This window comes from Algirhabdus cladophorae, from assembly GCF_044772865.1.
Lineage (GTDB): Bacteria > Pseudomonadota > Alphaproteobacteria > Rhodobacterales > Rhodobacteraceae > Algirhabdus > Algirhabdus cladophorae.
In genome coordinates this window covers 2,775,095-2,789,586 of record NZ_CP173029.1, presented here as the reverse complement: position 1 = coordinate 2,789,586, position 14,492 = coordinate 2,775,095, and the positions used below count along the sequence as shown (strand labels likewise).

Here is a 14,492-nt window from a genome sequence, read left to right as displayed (position 1 = left end):
TAGGAGAGCCTGATGTTCGGATTTGCCCGAAAGAAAATTGAAATGGTGTCGGCGCAGACGGCCTTGCCAGGGCGCGATCAGCCGATCCCCACAGCCGAGACACATTTTATCAATGGCCGCCCCCTGACCTTGGATGTGCCTGAAGGCATGGAAGTTGTCACCTTTGGCATGGGATGCTTTTGGGGCGTCGAGCGGATGTTTTGGTCCCTTGACGGTGTCTATCTGACTATGGTTGGCTACGCCGAAGGCTATACTGAAAATGCCACTTACCAAGAGGTCTGCACAGGCCAAACTGGCCACAACGAAGTTGTGCGTGTCGTTTATGATCCGGCTGTGATCCGTTTCGAGCAACTGCTGCAGGTTTTTTGGGAAGGCCATGACCCCACCCAAGGCATGCGACAGGGCAATGATATGGGTACGCAATACCGCAGCGGGATTTACACAACCACGCAGGAGCAACTGGTCGCGGCCAATGCCTCAACACTCAGCTTTGCACCTCGGCTTGAGGCCGCAGGCTTTGGCCCTATCACGACCGAGATCAAGCAAGCCGCCCCGTTTTTCTTTGCGGAAGACTATCATCAGCAATATCTGGCCAAAAATCCCAACGGCTACTGCGGGATTGGCGGCACAGGCGTAACCTGTCCTATTGGGTTAAGCGTTTAAACAGTCTATGGCGTGGGGCAAAGGAGACTGCCCCATGCCGACGTTTACTGCCCTGACAACCCTTACCGGAAAAGATCCTGCTGAACGGCTTGGGCTGGCCTTGGAAAACATGCAGCCCGAACCCACGGGCGTTGGCGTGTTCGAGGTCGAAGACGGATCCGGCATTTGGGAGGTTGGCGGCTATTTCCTAGAAGCCCCGGACGAGGCGGCCCTTGCCTTGCTGAGTGCAGCCTTTGATACCAATCCATTTGTTGTCAGCGAAATCCCCGATCAAGACTGGGTGGCCAAAGTGCGCCGCGAGCTGCCGCCTGTCTCGGCTGGCCGGTTCTTTGTCTATGGCAGCCATGACGCCGATCAAGTGCCGCAGGACAAGCATGCCTTGTTGATCGAGGCCGCGATGGCCTTTGGTACGGGCCATCATGGCACGACATTGGGCTGTCTTGAGGCACTTGATGGTTTGATCGATGAAGGGTTTGAGGCCCAAAATGCGATTGACGTAGGCTGTGGGACAGCGGTTTTGGCTATGGCGGCGGCAATCCAATGGGGCAAGCCAGTGATGGCCTCAGATATTGACCGTGTTGCGGTCGATGTCGCCGTGGCCAATTGTGCGGCCAATCAGTTGCAGGATCTGGTCTATTGCCTTGAAGCCGCTGGGCTGGAGCATCCGCAGATTGCGGGCAAAGCCCCTTACGATCTTGTGTTTGCCAATATCCTCATGGGGCCTTTGATTGCCCTTGCGCCTTCCATGGCTGCAGCCACGGCCGCGGGGGGCTATGCGATTCTGTCTGGCATCTTGAATGAGCAGGCGGCTGACGTAACGGAAGTTTATCTACAAAATGGCTACAATCTGACAAAAAAAGGCGAGATTGGAGAGTGGACAACGTTAACGCTTCAAAAAAGGCGTTAATTTACTGGTGTTTTTAGCTGACGTTTAGGTAATTGCCACATTTGCGCCACATTTCGAGCCTATTCAAACCCTGCTGGCGGGGGCTTTTATTTGAAGGCTGCCACAATGGGATCTTCACAATTAGAATTCGCGTCCAAGGTGCGCCGCATTAACCGTAAACATTCTCGGTTGGCGCGCGGTATGGACAGCCAAATGCGGGATGACGGGTTGATTGTCGCCCGCCCGCGCCGTCGTAACTTTGCCATACCCTTTAAGGGGTTCGTAGCAGGGATCGCAGGTATTTTCGGCTTTAAAGTGCTGCTGTTGGTGATTTTTGGGGAAATTACCTATCAAGGTCGGGTTGCCGATTTGGCCGAAGGCACCAGCATTGAACGCGCAGGTGCGTGGCTGATGCAGCTTGATCCGGTCACGGCTTTTATCGCCCAGTTCATTAACTATTATTTGTAAGCCATTTTAGGCATTGGCGGGCCCCTGCAGACTGTTGGTGTGTTGGGGACGGCCGAACAGTTTTTTAAACGGTACCTCATTTTAGATAAAAAAAGGCCGCGCTTAAAAAAGCGCGGCCATTCTATTTTGGTCGAAGGTGGTTAACGTTTTAAACGTTTTCCAGATCGCCGCGGCACAGGCCGATATCTTCCAGTTCACGATCGGACAGTTTGTCCAATGCGTTACGTGTGACGCGTCTGTCATTCCAAGCGGCAACGGCGCCAACTGTGGAGGCGATGAATTTAGAGAAAGAACCGACGCCTGCAGCGTTGGTCATTGGGCGGGAAGTGTCGAATGCAGCCATGGGACTGGTCCTTATGATCGGGGCGCAAATCGCTGCGCTGGTTTTCGTTTGTAAGGGGCAGGTAGTCTGGGCAATTGAGTCTTTCCAGTCCCCATTTTGGCATAGGTGGGTTGCAAAAAACGCATATCTTTGCAAGTGCGGCAAGAAATTGAAATTAAACGGAAAATTTATCAGTTTGCGTCGTTTTTAAGCAGTTTATTGACGCTTTTTGGCGGCGTTTTGGCGCTGTTGGATTTTTGCAAGATTTTGCCGGAATTTCCCCTGCTGCAAAAATGTCTCAACTTTTAACGTTCGCTTTGGGCTTGGTAGATGTTCCCCTTTCGTGCTAGGGCTTTTCTTAACGAAAAAGAAAGAAAAAGGGGCACGCCATGCGAGTGTTGGGCATTGATCCGGGACTGCGGAATATGGGTTGGGGGGTTATTGACGTGGATGGCCCACGCCTGAGCCATGTTGGCAATGGCGTATGCATCTCCAAAGGTGATGATCTGGCGGCGCGGCTTTTGTCCCTGTTTGAACAATTAAACGCCGTTGTTGCCGAATTTGACCCGCAAACCGCTGCAGTCGAACAGACTTTTGTGAACAAAGACGGTGCGGGCACCCTTAAACTGGGCCAGGCCCGTGGGATTGCGATGCTGGTTCCGGCCCAAGCAGGGCTACGGATTGGCGAATACGCCCCCAACAAGGTCAAAAAGACAGTCGTTGGCGTGGGTCACGCGGATAAAAAGCAAGTGGATCACATGGTCCGCCTGCAATTGCCCGGGGTGCAGATTGCGGGGCCGGATGCTGCGGATGCCTTGGCTATTGCGATTTGCCATGCTCATCACGGCGGGGCTGACAATCGCCTCACGGCGGCTTTGGCCCAAGCAGATTTGGCGGCAACCGCATGATTGGTAAGCTTTCAGGGCGCCTTGACTATCGCGGCATGGATCACGTGATGATCGATGTGCGCGGTGTGGGGTATATCGTCTATTGTTCGGATCGGACCCTTGCCGCGATGCCGGGGGTGGGTGAGGCCGTCGCGCTCTACACAGATTTACTGGTGCGCGAGGATCTTTTGCAACTCTTTGGCTTTACCTCGCTCGTGGAAAAGGAATGGCATCGGTTGTTGATGTCGGTTCAGGGCATTGGGGCCAAAGCCAGCATGGCGATCTTGGGTGCGCTGGGTGCAGAGGGTGTCAGCCGGGCTGTGGCACTGGGCGATGTGACCGCCATCAAAGCGGCAAAAGGCGTGGGACCAAAAACAGCGCAGCGCGTGGTGATCGAACTTAAGGACAAAGCGCCCGCAGTGATGGCCATGGGCGGCAGCCTTGGAGCGGCATTGGACAATGGTGCACCTTCGGTTGAAGAAGTCATTGAGGTTATCGATGTGGCCAAACCCGTGGCACCAACAGGCAACGCGGCGGCGCAATCCGAGGCCCTGTCTGCATTGTCCAACTTAGGCTACGCCCCGTCGGAGGCAGCGTCGGCTGTGGCCGAGGCGGCGGGCACTCAAGGGGGTGCGGGCACATCTGATCTGATCAAGGCGGCCTTGAAACTGCTGGCCCCCAAAGGATAACAGGGGATCATGTCCGAGCCCGACCCCACTTTGCGCCCCGAGCGCCAAGCTGAAGACAATGACCGCGCTTTGCGTCCGCAAAGCTTGGACGAGTTTATTGGTCAGCGCGAAGCACGGGCGAACCTCAAAGTCTTTATTCAGTCCGCAAAGCAACGTGGCGTGGCTATGGACCACACGTTATTTCATGGCCCCCCCGGTTTGGGCAAAACCACTTTGGCGCAGATCATGTCGCGTGAGTTGGGTGTGAATTTTCGCATGACCAGCGGGCCTGTTTTGGCCAAGGCAGGCGATTTGGCAGCGATCCTGACCAATCTGGAAGCCCGCGATGTGTTGTTTATTGACGAGATCCATCGGTTGAACCCGGCAGTGGAAGAAGTGCTCTATCCCGCGCTGGAAGATTTCGAGTTGGATTTGGTTATCGGCGAAGGCCCTGCGGCGCGCACGGTACGGATCGAGCTACAGCCTTTCACTTTGGTTGGAGCAACAACACGGCTGGGCCTTTTGACCACGCCTTTGCGGGATCGGTTCGGAATTCCGACCCGTTTACAGTTTTATACCATTGATGAGTTGCACCAGATTGTGACCCGTGGCGCCCGGTTGATGGGGGCCCCGGCCACAGATGATGGGGCTCGCGAGATTGCCAAACGCGCCCGAGGCACGCCGCGTATTGCTGGCCGTTTGCTGCGCCGTGTGGTGGATTTTGCGATTGTGGAAGGCGATGGGACGGTCAATCAGCAGGTCGCTGATCATGCTTTGACGCGGCTGGGGGTCGATCACTTGGGGTTAGATGGCGCTGACCGACGGTATCTGCGACTGATCGCGGAAAACTACGCGGGGGGTCCTGTGGGGATCGAGACCATGTCAGCGGCCTTGTCTGAAAGCCGCGATGCGCTGGAAGAGGTGATTGAGCCTTATTTGCTGCAGCAAGGTCTGATCCAGCGCACGCCACGTGGCCGGATGTTGGCGCAAAAGGCCTGGGATCATTTGGGGATGCCAGCCCCGAAGGGTCAAACGGATATGTTTGGGTGAAGCCGCGGGGTTTGAGTATTTGGGGAAAAAAGAAACCATAACGCCCGCGCAAGTGCAGGCCTATTTTACCAGATCCGATGGGGCGTATGTGTTTGCCCGCTGGGGGCGGCCGATTGTTCCCGTGGTGTTTGGTGTGGCGGATGAAACCTTGGCTGTGATCAAGGGGGCCTGTGAGGCTGTTGTGACCTTGGCGGGTCATAAGATGGCGGAGACGGATCCGGAACTCGGTGCAAATCTGATGGTGTTTTTCTGTACCGATTGGGCTGAATTGCCGGAGGTGCCGAACTTGGACCGATTGGTGCCTGATCTAGAGCCTTTGGTGGCCCGATTGCAGGCGGCGGATGCCAATCAGTACCGCGTGTTCCGGTTTGATGAGGACGGTGGGATCAAGGCCTGTTTCGTGTTCATTCGCATGGACGAGGCCATGCGCAAGGTGCCTGCAGACACATTGGCGCTGGGGCAGATGATCCAATCGATTATTTTGTGGTCAGATGAGGCATTTTTGGGTGGCTCGCCCATGGCGCGACTGCCGGATGGGCGTGTGGTGATGAAACCTGAAGTGGGGGCCGTGATCGCGGCGGCCTATGATCCTGTTTTGCCGGTGGTGGCCCATGATGCCAGCCATGCGTTGCGGCTGTTTGCAAGGTTACAGGTCTCATGAGCCATCTCTTTGATCTGCGGGTGTATTATGAGGACACGGATTTTGGTGGGATTGTCTATTACGCCAACTATCTGAAATTTATCGAACGCGCCCGGTCCGAGATGGTGCGCGACATGGGGATTGATCAGCGGCAGATGAAAGAGGCGGGTGTGGTCTTTGCGGTGCGCCGTGTGGAGGCAGATTATATCGCTGCGGCCCTTTATGATGATCAGTTGCAAGTGCGCACGCGCATCGGCGCTATGACTGCGGCACGGGTTGTATTTGAACAAGACGTGTGGCGTGGCGATCAAAAGATTTTCGCAGCACAGGTCACTGTTGTATGTATTGGTGCCAACGGGCAACCGACCCGATTGCCAGCGATGATCCGCCGAAACCTGCCGCAAACGCATTCGTGAGGCGCGGCATGGGGTAAGGAAATCGTAGTATTCCCCCTGAAATTGGGCTAGCCTTGGCTTAATTAGTGCTGAACAACAGCCGCAAAAGACGTGAGCAGGTATAATGGAAGCTGTAGATTTCTCTATGTGGGCGCTTTTTGCGCGCGCAACGATCACTGTGAAACTTGTCATGGTGATGTTGATTGTTGCCTCGTTTTGGGCATGGTCGATCATCGTCCAAAAATTGATCCAATATCGCAAGGCCCGCGCCGAGGCGCAGGTGTTTGACCAGCAGTTTTGGTCTGGCGAGCCTTTGGATGCGCTTTTTGATCAAATTGGAATGCAACCCGGTGGCAGTTCGGAAAAGATCTTTGCCTCTGGGATGATGGAATGGCGGCGTTCGCACCGGACAGATGGGGGGTTGATCGCTGGTGCCCAGAGCCGCATTGACCGTTCCATGGATGTGGCCATCGCCAAAGAGGCTGAAAGCCTGCAAAAGGGCCTGCCGGTTTTGGCGACGGTTGGGTCAACCGCGCCGTTTGTCGGGCTGTTTGGCACGGTTTGGGGCATTATGAATGCGTTTATCGAGATTGCTGAACAGCAAAACACCAATTTGGCTGTCGTGGCCCCCGGGATCGCAGAGGCGTTGCTGGCTACGGGGTTGGGCCTTTTGGCGGCGATCCCTGCGGTGATTTTCTACAATAAGCTCAGCGCCGACAGTGACCGGATTGTTGGGGGCTATGAGGCCTTTGCAGACGAATTTGCCACGATCCTGAGCCGCCAGTTGGACAGCTGACATGGGCGCAGGTGTAGTCAAATCCCAAGGTGGCGGCGGGCGGACCCAAGGCGGGCGGCGCAGACGGCGTGGCCATGCGCAGCCTATGGCAGAGATCAATGTGACACCTTTTGTGGATGTGATGTTGGTGCTGTTGATCATCTTTATGGTGGCGGCCCCGTTGCTGACAGTTGGGGTACCGGTTGAATTGCCCAAAACCGCGGCGGGTGCCCTAAGTGCGGACCAAGAAGAGCCGTTGACCGTGACGTTAACAGTCGAGGGTCAGCTTTTGATCCAAACGACGCAAACAGCTGATGCCGATTTGATCCCCAAACTGCGGGCTATTGCGGCAGAACGGGCCGATGACAAAGTCTTTCTGCGCGCGGATGGGGCCATTCCATATGAACGTGTGGTGCAGGTCATGGGTGCGCTGAACGCGGGTGGTTTTGCCAATATTGGACTGGTGACAGACATTGGCGGCCCGACGCTGGACGGGCAGTAAGCGGGGGCGCGCTGGGTGGCACATCGTCCAAATATAGGGATGCTGATTTCTGGTCTGGGGCACGCAGGTGTTCTGGGCTGGCTTGTGCTGGGCCCGGTGTTCTCGGCCGAGCCTTTGCCCTTTGATGATGTGGAAGTATCGATCATTTCTGGTGAGGAATTTGCAGCCCTTATGCCGCCAGCAGCGGAGGCCCCGGTCGTGGAACCAGCCCCAGTGGTGGAGCCGCCCGCAGCGCCTGACCCTGTGCCTGACCCACAACCCCCTGCACCGGAAGATCCCGTGGCTGAGGCGCCAACTCCGCCACAAGAACCGCCGAGCGATCCTGATCCTGCGCCCGATACCAGCCAAATAGAGCCATTGCCGCAAACCGAAGTGGCGCCTGATGCGCCACAAGATCCCGCGCCGCCAGTGTCCTCTGAGCAGGCGATTTTGCTGCCCGAAACATCTGTTCGCCCCAAGGCCCGCCCATCCGATAGGATCGCGCCGGAACCTGTGGCCCCCAGTGCCCCGGATCTGCCGGTGGCCCCTCAGGTGCAAGAGGCTATTACCGAAGATGCGAACGGGACAGAAACGGCCGAGACGCAAGACGCCGCCGCCCCGGAAGAAGCCGCAACCGAGATCGTGACGGAGGCCGAAACCCCATCCGGTGCGCCGCAGACCTCCCTCAGGCCCAAGACGCGCCCAGTGCGGGCGGCTTCGGCTGAACCAACGACCCAGCCCGCGCCGCAGCAAACACCGACGGATGACACCTCTGTGGCCTCTGCGCTGCAACAGGCGCTTGAAGGCGCGGTTGAGGCAGAACCCCAAGCGCCAACAGGCCCGCCGCTGACGCGTGGTGAAAAGGATGCCTTGGTCGTGGCAGTTGGCAATTGTTGGAATGTCGGATCGCTGTCGACAGATGCGTTGAATGTCACAGTAACGATTGGGTTTTCTATGGCTCAAGATGCAAAACCCGCTGCAGGGTCCATTCGCCTGATCACGTCTGAGGGTGGTTCGGGCGATGCAGTTCAACGGGCCTTTGATGCAGCCAGACGGGCGGTTCTTCGCTGTGGAGCGCGCGGATATGGCTTGCCTGTTGAAAAATACGAGCAGTGGAAAGAAATAGAGATTACCTTCAATCCCGAAAGGATGAGGATCAAATGAAGAGTGTTCTGGCCGTTTTGGCCCTATTGATTTGTGTGTTGCCGCTGCAGGCCCAACAACCCCTGCGTCTGACCATCGACGAAGGTGTCATAGAGCCGTTGCCGTTTGCGGCCCCTGCGTTTGAGGCTGAAAACGCCCAAGCTGCAGAATTGGCCCAAAATATCGCCGCTGTTGTTGCGCAAGATTTGGTTGGAACGGGGCTTTTTCGTCAAATCGGCGCGGATGCGTTTATCTCGACCCTGTCGAGTTTTGCAGCCCCAGTTCAGTTTGCTGATTGGCGGGCCATCAATGCGCAGGCCTTGATCAGTGGCGCCGTAAGCGTTGATGCCAACGGTCAACTGGCGGTGAAATTTCGCCTTTATGATGTGTTTGCCGGCGGGGAGTTGGGTACAGGGTTACAATTTGCGGGAACCAGTCAGGGCTGGCGGCGCATGGCCCACAAAGTGGCCGATGAAGTCTATCACCGGATCACTGGCGAGGATCGGTATTTCGACAGCCGCGTCGTTTTTGTCAGCGAAACCGGCCCTAAGGACAATCGCGCCAAACGCCTTGCTGTGATGGATTATGATGGGGCGAATGTGCAATATTTGACCGACAGCTCGGCCATCGTTTTGGCGCCACGTTTTTCGCCCACGGGGGACCGGGTTCTCTATACCAGTTATGAGACCGGCTTTCCGCGCATCTATGTGTTGGACGTTGCAAATGTGGGTAGGCGGGCCTTGGATGTACCTGAGGGGACTATGAGTTTTGCGCCCCGATTTTCGCCCAATGGCCAGCGGGTTGTCTTTTCGCTGACGGCGGGTGGCAACACAGATATTTATGCCATGGACATTACCAGCGGTGCACGTACCCGCCTGACCAGTTCCCCGGCAATTGATACAGCGCCCAGTTATTCGCCCGATGGCACTCAGATTGTTTTTGAAAGCGACCGGAGCGGCACGCAGCAACTCTATGTGATGCCTGCAGGTGGCGGTGAGGCCACGCGCATTTCCTTTGGGACCGGGCGGTATGGCACGCCGGTTTGGTCGCCCCGCGGGGATTTGTTGGCCTTTACCAAGCAATCAAATGGCCGGTTTCATATTGGTGTGATGCGATTGGATGGCAGTCAGGAACGGTTGCTGACGGCCTCGTTCCTAGATGAGGGGCCCACATGGTCACCCAATGGCCGTGTAATTATGTTTACCCGTGAAACCCAAGGGGCCAATGGTGCGCCTGCGCTCTATTCTGTGGATATATCCGGCAGGAACTTGCGCAAGCTCAAGACACAAACCCCTGCGTCTGACCCGTCATGGTCGCCTTTGCAGAAATAATCTGCTACTTTTGGGCCAATAATTATAAAAACGTCTCCGAGGAAAATCGACATGAGCAATGTATTCAAAATTTTGGCGGCTGGGGCCCTTGTGCTGACAGCGGCTTGTACCAATCCAGACCGCTTTGCTGGCGGAAGCGATATAAATAACGGTGCTGCTGGTCTGAACGGCGGGCTTAATGGTGCGGGCGATATCAGCCAAGGCGCGTTGAACCCGACCAGTCCCGAGTATTTCAATCAGACTGTGGGCAACCGCGTTTTGTTTGCAGTTGATCAGCACACGATTTCGACTGAGGGCGCTGCAATCTTGGATGGCCAAGCCAACTGGTTGATGGCGAACCCCGCCTATTTGGCTGTAATCGAAGGCCACGCAGATGAGCAGGGTACGCGTGAACACAACCTTGCTTTGGGCGCGCGTCGCTCGAACGCTGTGCGTGAGTATCTGTTGTCCAAAGGTGTCGCCGACAACCGTATGCGCACGCTGACTTATGGCAAAGAACGCCCGCTTGCGGCCTGTTCCACCGAAAGCTGCTATTCGCAAAACCGTCGTGCTGTGACCATCATCAGCGCCGGTGGGCTATCCTAACATGCGCGGTTTGATCCTTGGCATCGCCCTTGGTTTGGCTCCGATGACTGCAGGGGCAGAAACCCTTGCAGACGTGCGGGCAGAAGTAAGCCAATTAGGGGCAATGATCGCCCAGTTGCAAAAGGAACTGACCGCCACGGGCAGCTCTAACCCCTTGGCTGGGGATGCCGCGACTTTGGATCGGTTGAACGCGATGGAGGCTGCATTGCAGCGCCTCACCGCCAAGACAGAAGAGTTGGATTTCAGGATCAAATCCGTGGTCAAAGACGGCACCAACCGTGTGGGCGACCTTGAATTTCGGTTGTGCGAATTGGATCCGGCCTGCGATATCGGCACCTTGCCTGAAACCAGCGTTTTGGGTGGCGGCACCGTGGCACCTGTTCCGGCACCACAGCCCCAGCCTGAGACGCCGCAAGTTCAAGTGGCTGTAGGTGAAGAGGCGGATTTCAATGCCGCCAAAACGGCCCTAGAGGCAAATGATTACCAAACGGCGGCCAATCGCCTTGCCCAATTCAACGAGGCCTATCCGGGCGGGCCTTATTCCATCGAGGCGAGCTTGCTTTTGGGCAATGCGCAGGCTGGGTTGGGTCAAATGGCCCCAGCAGCGCGTGCTTATCTGGATGCGTTTTCGCAATCTCCTGACGGGCCTTTCGCGCCGGAGGCCCTGTATAGCCTTGGCACAGCTTTGGGCGATTTGGGCCAGACCAGCGAGGCCTGCGTGACTTTGGCCGAGGTTGGTAATCGCTTTGCGGCCTCCGAATTTGTCCTTCCAGCCCAATCAGCGCGGCAAAACTTAGGCTGTAGCTGATGGCAACGCCAGATCTGGACTGGCTGGCACAACATCCAGATACAGATTCTGGATTTCTGTTCCATGTGGGGGCGGATTGGGGGCAGTCCGCCAGCAAATCCATTGGGGTTGCAGTGTCCGGTGGCGGGGATTCTATGGCTTTGCTGCATCTGGCCTGTACTTTGCGCGATCACATGGGATGGACCCTGCGGGCCGTCACAGTGGATCATGGCCTGCGCCCTGAGGCGAAAGAGGAAGCAGCCTTCGTTTCGCGGATTTGTGCGGATTGGGGCATCCCCCATGATACGCTTGTTTGGACGGGTCACCCGGATAGTGGAAATATCCAGGCTCTTGCGCGTGAGGCACGCTATCACCTTATCGCCAACTGGGCCAAACGCACGCGAACAGCCCGCGTATTGTTGGGCCATACCCGCGACGATATCGCCGAGAATTTTTTGATCCGTTTGGCGCGCAAAGCTGGCGTGGATGGGCTGGCTGGGATGGATCCGATGTTCCGACGACATGACATGGAATGGACAAGACCCCTATGGCAGGTATCCCGCGCAGATTTGCGCGCGTATCTGGACCGGCATAATGTGACGTGGATCGAAGACCCCTCCAATGATGACCCTCGCTTTACCCGCGTTCAGATGCGGCAAGCTTTGGCGGTTTTGGAACCTTTGGGGATCACGGCCCAAGCGCTCAGCACGGTCAGCACAAACCTAAGTTCTGCAAAGTCCGCGCTGGAATTTTACGCGATGGACGCCGCCCGTGACGTGGACGTAACGGCGGCTGGCGATGTGATCCTTCCTGATCCACGCAAAAGTCCAAGACCCACGGACACAAACCGTCGGTTGTTAGTGGCCGCATTGCGCTTTGTCTCGGGCAAGGGCTATGCGCCGCGCCAATCTGCACTTGATGAACTGGAGGCTGCTTTGTTCGATCAAAGCAGTGTGACCCTGCATGGTTGCGTGGTGAGCCGTCACTCCGGCCCCCAAACCCAACCGCGATTGGTGGTCTCGCGGGAAGGCAATACGGTTAAAGACACGCGATGTCGAGTGGATCAGATCTGGGACGGGCGCTGGAAACTCACAGGGCCCACCCTGAAAAATACAGAAATTCGCGCCTTGGGCGAAGCCATCAAAGACTGTCGTGACTGGCGCGATACCGGACTTCCCCGCACCAGCCTCATGTCAGGCCCATCGATTTGGCAGGACAATCAGCTGATTTCAGCCCCTTTGGCCGGATTTAACCCCCAATGGCAGGCACAGATCGTCACACAGTACAATTCCTACCTCGTTTCGCATTGAACTAATGGTCATACTCTCTATCTTATAGTGCAACACGCCACCCTGCTGTGGCGTCAGGTCCGATTCCAAAGGAGAACTCTCTTGGGCAATGCGAGAAACGTCGCGTTTTGGGTGGTGCTGTTTTTGCTCATCCTTGCACTGTTTAATTTGTTCAGCGGTGGTCAAAACACCCTTCAAAGCCAATCCATCACCTATTCCGATTTCGTAAACTCGGTGGACGATGGCACGGTCAATCAAGTCACACTTGATGGCGAACAAATCCGCTTCCGTGGCAGCGATGGCAACACCTATGTGACCATCAAACCTACAGACGCCAATGTCACCGATCTCCTGATCGAAAAAGGCGTAACCGTCACAGCCGAGGCGCAGGAACAGTCTGGTCTGCAGACCTTTATCCTGTCGCTGCTGCCATTCTTGCTGCTGATCGGCGTCTGGATCTACTTCATGAACCGTATGCAAGGCGGCGGTAAAGGTGGTGCCATGGGCTTTGGCAAGTCAAAGGCCAAGCTGCTGACAGAAAAGCATGGCCGTGTGACGTTCGAAGACGTGGCGGGCATTGATGAGGCCAAAGAAGAGCTGGAAGAAATCGTTGAATTCCTGCGCAATCCGCAAAAATTCAGTCGTTTGGGCGGTAAGATCCCCAAAGGCGCGCTGCTGGTGGGCCCTCCGGGTACTGGTAAAACCCTGCTGGCCCGCGCCATCGCAGGCGAAGCTGGCGTACCGTTCTTTACTATCTCCGGGTCTGACTTTGTTGAGATGTTCGTTGGTGTGGGTGCATCCCGTGTCCGCGACATGTTCGAACAAGCCAAAAAGAACGCGCCGTGTATCGTCTTTATCGACGAGATCGACGCCGTAGGCCGTCATCGTGGCGCAGGCTACGGCGGTGGGAACGACGAACGCGAACAAACTCTCAACCAGTTGCTGGTTGAAATGGACGGTTTTGAGGCCAACGAAGGTGTGATCATCCTCGCCGCGACCAACCGTCGTGACGTGCTGGACCCTGCTTTGTTGCGTCCGGGCCGTTTTGACCGTCAGGTCACGGTGCCTAACCCCGATATCAAAGGCCGCGAAAAGATATTGGGCGTGCATGCGCGCAAAACACCTCTTGGTCCCGACGTTGATCTGCGGATCATTGCCCGCGGCACGCCCGGGTTTTCCGGTGCCGATCTGGCGAACCTTGTGAATGAGGCTGCATTGATGGCTGCCCGCGTGGGTCGCCGTTTTGTCACCATGGAAGATTTCGAAAACGCCAAAGACAAGGTCATGATGGGCGCAGAACGCCGATCTATGGTCCTGACTGCGGATCAAAAGGAAAAGACCGCGTACCACGAAGCAGGCCATGCGATTGTCGGCATCAACCTGCCCAAATGTGACCCGGTTTACAAAGCGACAATCATCCCCCGTGGCGGTGCCTTGGGCATGGTGGTCTCGCTGCCTGAAATCGATCGCCTGAATTGGCACAAATCCGAATGCCAACAGAAATTGGCAATGACAATGGCTGGTAAAGCCGCTGAGATCATCAAATATGGTGCTGACAATGTCTCGAACGGTCCGTCCGGTGACATCCAGCAGGCCTCTTCTTTGGCCCGCGCGATGGTTCTGCGTTGGGGTATGTCGGACAAAGTGGGCGACGTGGACTATGCCGAGGCGCATGAAGGCTATTCGGGAAACACTGGTGGTTTCTCGGTTTCGGCCAGCACAAAGGAACTGATCGAAGAAGAGGTCAAACGCTTTATTGATGAAGGCTACGAGACTGCATTCAAAATCCTGACAGACAAACAGGAAGAATTTGAACGCTTGGCTCAAGGCTTGCTTGAGTTCGAAACACTCACGGGTGAGGAAATTGGGCGCGTCATCAAAGGCGAGCCGCCCAATTCCAGCGATGACGACGATGGCAATGCCTCGGACACGCCTAAGAAGCCGTCTCTGACAGCGATCCCAAAAACCAAGCCGAAAAAGCCAAAAGCAACGGATGACGGTGGGATGGAACCCGAACCCACAGCTTAAGTTGCCGCTGATTAAATTATTAAGGCCCCTTGTTTGGCAAAACAGGGGGCTTTTTTGCGTTTCGGGACAGCGCCCAATGTCTCATAAATTGGGA

17 protein-coding genes are annotated in these 14,492 nt (G+C 56.1%); 16 read left to right on the top strand and 1 reads right to left on the bottom strand.

The genetic code is table 11. The annotated features are described in order from the left end of the window. Nucleotides 1–12: 12 nt before the first annotated feature. The 3 genes from msrA to ACIRQ6_RS13460 all read left to right on the top strand — a co-directional run bounded on the left by msrA (nucleotide 13) and on the right by ACIRQ6_RS13460 (nucleotide 2,017). On the top strand, nucleotides 13–663 hold the full coding sequence (msrA, locus tag ACIRQ6_RS13470) for a peptide-methionine (S)-S-oxide reductase MsrA (protein ID WP_420861121.1): 651 nt from the start codon (nucleotides 13–15) through the stop codon (nucleotides 661–663). 34 nt (nucleotides 664–697) lie between these two features. Continuing rightward, a complete protein-coding gene (locus tag ACIRQ6_RS13465; RefSeq protein ID WP_420861120.1) occupies nucleotides 698–1,570 on the top strand; it encodes a 50S ribosomal protein L11 methyltransferase in 873 nt (290 codons plus the stop codon). Nucleotides 1,571–1,675: 105 nt separating this feature from the next. Further along, complete coding sequence (locus tag ACIRQ6_RS13460) at nucleotides 1,676–2,017, top strand: hypothetical protein (protein WP_420861119.1); 342 nt, start codon at nucleotides 1,676–1,678, stop codon at nucleotides 2,015–2,017. A 148-nt stretch (nucleotides 2,018–2,165) separates the two neighbouring features. Here ACIRQ6_RS13460 and ACIRQ6_RS13455 read toward each other — a convergent pair whose 3' ends face one another. Continuing rightward, the gene (locus tag ACIRQ6_RS13455) at nucleotides 2,166–2,360 is read right to left on the bottom strand and encodes a DUF1127 domain-containing protein (RefSeq protein WP_420861118.1); all 195 of its coding nucleotides are present in this window, start codon (nucleotides 2,358–2,360) and stop codon (nucleotides 2,166–2,168) included. Between the two features lie 368 nt (nucleotides 2,361–2,728). On the opposite strand from ACIRQ6_RS13455, the gene ruvC reads away from it, so the two are divergent. The 13 genes from ruvC to ftsH all read left to right on the top strand — a co-directional run bounded on the left by ruvC (nucleotide 2,729) and on the right by ftsH (nucleotide 14,398). Continuing rightward, nucleotides 2,729–3,247 (top strand): crossover junction endodeoxyribonuclease RuvC, encoded by a 519-nt coding sequence (ruvC, locus tag ACIRQ6_RS13450; protein WP_420861117.1) that lies wholly within the window; start codon nucleotides 2,729–2,731, stop codon nucleotides 3,245–3,247. Next, nucleotides 3,244–3,915, top strand: coding sequence for a Holliday junction branch migration protein RuvA (gene ruvA, locus ACIRQ6_RS13445; RefSeq protein ID WP_420861116.1), 672 nt, complete (start codon nucleotides 3,244–3,246; stop codon nucleotides 3,913–3,915). Before ruvC ends, ruvA begins: the two co-directional genes overlap by 4 nt. Nucleotides 3,916–3,924: 9 nt before the next feature. Further along, nucleotides 3,925–4,944 carry a Holliday junction branch migration DNA helicase RuvB gene (gene ruvB / locus ACIRQ6_RS13440; protein WP_420861115.1) on the top strand — a complete coding sequence of 340 codons (1,020 nt, stop codon included), beginning with the start codon at nucleotides 3,925–3,927 and terminating at the stop codon, nucleotides 4,942–4,944. 37 nt (nucleotides 4,945–4,981) lie between these two features. Continuing rightward, complete coding sequence (locus tag ACIRQ6_RS13435) at nucleotides 4,982–5,605, top strand: hypothetical protein (protein WP_420863908.1); 624 nt, start codon at nucleotides 4,982–4,984, stop codon at nucleotides 5,603–5,605. Beyond that, nucleotides 5,602–6,000 carry a tol-pal system-associated acyl-CoA thioesterase gene (gene ybgC, locus ACIRQ6_RS13430; RefSeq protein ID WP_420861114.1) on the top strand — a complete coding sequence of 133 codons (399 nt, stop codon included), beginning with the start codon at nucleotides 5,602–5,604 and terminating at the stop codon, nucleotides 5,998–6,000. Before ACIRQ6_RS13435 ends, ybgC begins: the two co-directional genes overlap by 4 nt. Before the next feature lie 103 nt (nucleotides 6,001–6,103). Next, on the top strand, nucleotides 6,104–6,775 hold the full coding sequence (tolQ, locus tag ACIRQ6_RS13425; protein WP_420861113.1) for a protein TolQ: 672 nt from the start codon (nucleotides 6,104–6,106) through the stop codon (nucleotides 6,773–6,775). A 1-nt stretch (nucleotide 6,776) separates the two neighbouring features. Then, entirely contained in the window at nucleotides 6,777–7,256 is a 480-nt protein-coding gene (gene tolR, locus ACIRQ6_RS13420; protein ID WP_420861112.1) for a protein TolR, read from the top strand. 15 nt (nucleotides 7,257–7,271) lie between these two features. Continuing rightward, entirely contained in the window at nucleotides 7,272–8,399 is a 1,128-nt protein-coding gene (locus ACIRQ6_RS13415) for an energy transducer TonB (RefSeq protein ID WP_420861111.1), read from the top strand. Further along, the gene (gene tolB / locus ACIRQ6_RS13410; RefSeq protein WP_420861110.1) at nucleotides 8,396–9,709 is read left to right on the top strand and encodes a Tol-Pal system beta propeller repeat protein TolB; all 1,314 of its coding nucleotides are present in this window, start codon (nucleotides 8,396–8,398) and stop codon (nucleotides 9,707–9,709) included. The genes ACIRQ6_RS13415 and tolB overlap by 4 nt, the downstream gene beginning before the upstream one ends. Nucleotides 9,710–9,760: 51 nt before the next feature. After that, a complete protein-coding gene (gene pal / locus ACIRQ6_RS13405; RefSeq protein ID WP_420861109.1) occupies nucleotides 9,761–10,294 on the top strand; it encodes a peptidoglycan-associated lipoprotein Pal in 534 nt (177 codons plus the stop codon). Between the two features lies 1 nt (nucleotide 10,295). Continuing rightward, entirely contained in the window at nucleotides 10,296–11,102 is an 807-nt protein-coding gene (ybgF, locus tag ACIRQ6_RS13400) for a tol-pal system protein YbgF (protein ID WP_420861108.1), read from the top strand. Continuing rightward, on the top strand, nucleotides 11,102–12,391 hold the full coding sequence (gene tilS / locus ACIRQ6_RS13395) for a tRNA lysidine(34) synthetase TilS (protein WP_420861107.1): 1,290 nt from the start codon (nucleotides 11,102–11,104) through the stop codon (nucleotides 12,389–12,391). Before ybgF ends, tilS begins: the two co-directional genes overlap by 1 nt. An 81-nt stretch (nucleotides 12,392–12,472) precedes the next feature. After that, on the top strand, nucleotides 12,473–14,398 hold the full coding sequence (ftsH, locus tag ACIRQ6_RS13390) for an ATP-dependent zinc metalloprotease FtsH (RefSeq protein ID WP_420861106.1): 1,926 nt from the start codon (nucleotides 12,473–12,475) through the stop codon (nucleotides 14,396–14,398). The last annotated feature ends 94 nt before the right edge of the window (nucleotides 14,399–14,492 follow it).

What these genes read in the sequence shown, in the direction of transcription:
- msrA (WP_420861121.1), top strand. Translation starts at nt 13, where the DNA reads ATGTTCGGATTTGCCCGAAAGAAAATTGAAATGGTGTCGGCGCAGACG.
- ACIRQ6_RS13465 (WP_420861120.1), top strand. Translation starts at nt 698, where the DNA reads ATGCCGACGTTTACTGCCCTGACAACCCTTACCGGAAAAGATCCTGCT.
- ACIRQ6_RS13460 (WP_420861119.1), top strand. Translation starts at nt 1,676, where the DNA reads ATGGGATCTTCACAATTAGAATTCGCGTCCAAGGTGCGCCGCATTAAC.
- ACIRQ6_RS13455 (WP_420861118.1), bottom strand. Translation starts at nt 2,360, where the DNA reads ATGGCTGCATTCGACACTTCCCGCCCAATGACCAACGCTGCAGGCGTC.
- ruvC (WP_420861117.1), top strand. Translation starts at nt 2,729, where the DNA reads ATGCGAGTGTTGGGCATTGATCCGGGACTGCGGAATATGGGTTGGGGG.
- ruvA (WP_420861116.1), top strand. Translation starts at nt 3,244, where the DNA reads ATGATTGGTAAGCTTTCAGGGCGCCTTGACTATCGCGGCATGGATCAC.
- ruvB (WP_420861115.1), top strand. Translation starts at nt 3,925, where the DNA reads ATGTCCGAGCCCGACCCCACTTTGCGCCCCGAGCGCCAAGCTGAAGAC.
- ybgC (WP_420861114.1), top strand. Translation starts at nt 5,602, where the DNA reads ATGAGCCATCTCTTTGATCTGCGGGTGTATTATGAGGACACGGATTTT.
- tolQ (WP_420861113.1), top strand. Translation starts at nt 6,104, where the DNA reads ATGGAAGCTGTAGATTTCTCTATGTGGGCGCTTTTTGCGCGCGCAACG.
- tolR (WP_420861112.1), top strand. Translation starts at nt 6,777, where the DNA reads ATGGGCGCAGGTGTAGTCAAATCCCAAGGTGGCGGCGGGCGGACCCAA.
- tolB (WP_420861110.1), top strand. Translation starts at nt 8,396, where the DNA reads ATGAAGAGTGTTCTGGCCGTTTTGGCCCTATTGATTTGTGTGTTGCCG.
- pal (WP_420861109.1), top strand. Translation starts at nt 9,761, where the DNA reads ATGAGCAATGTATTCAAAATTTTGGCGGCTGGGGCCCTTGTGCTGACA.
- ybgF (WP_420861108.1), top strand. Translation starts at nt 10,296, where the DNA reads ATGCGCGGTTTGATCCTTGGCATCGCCCTTGGTTTGGCTCCGATGACT.
- tilS (WP_420861107.1), top strand. Translation starts at nt 11,102, where the DNA reads ATGGCAACGCCAGATCTGGACTGGCTGGCACAACATCCAGATACAGAT.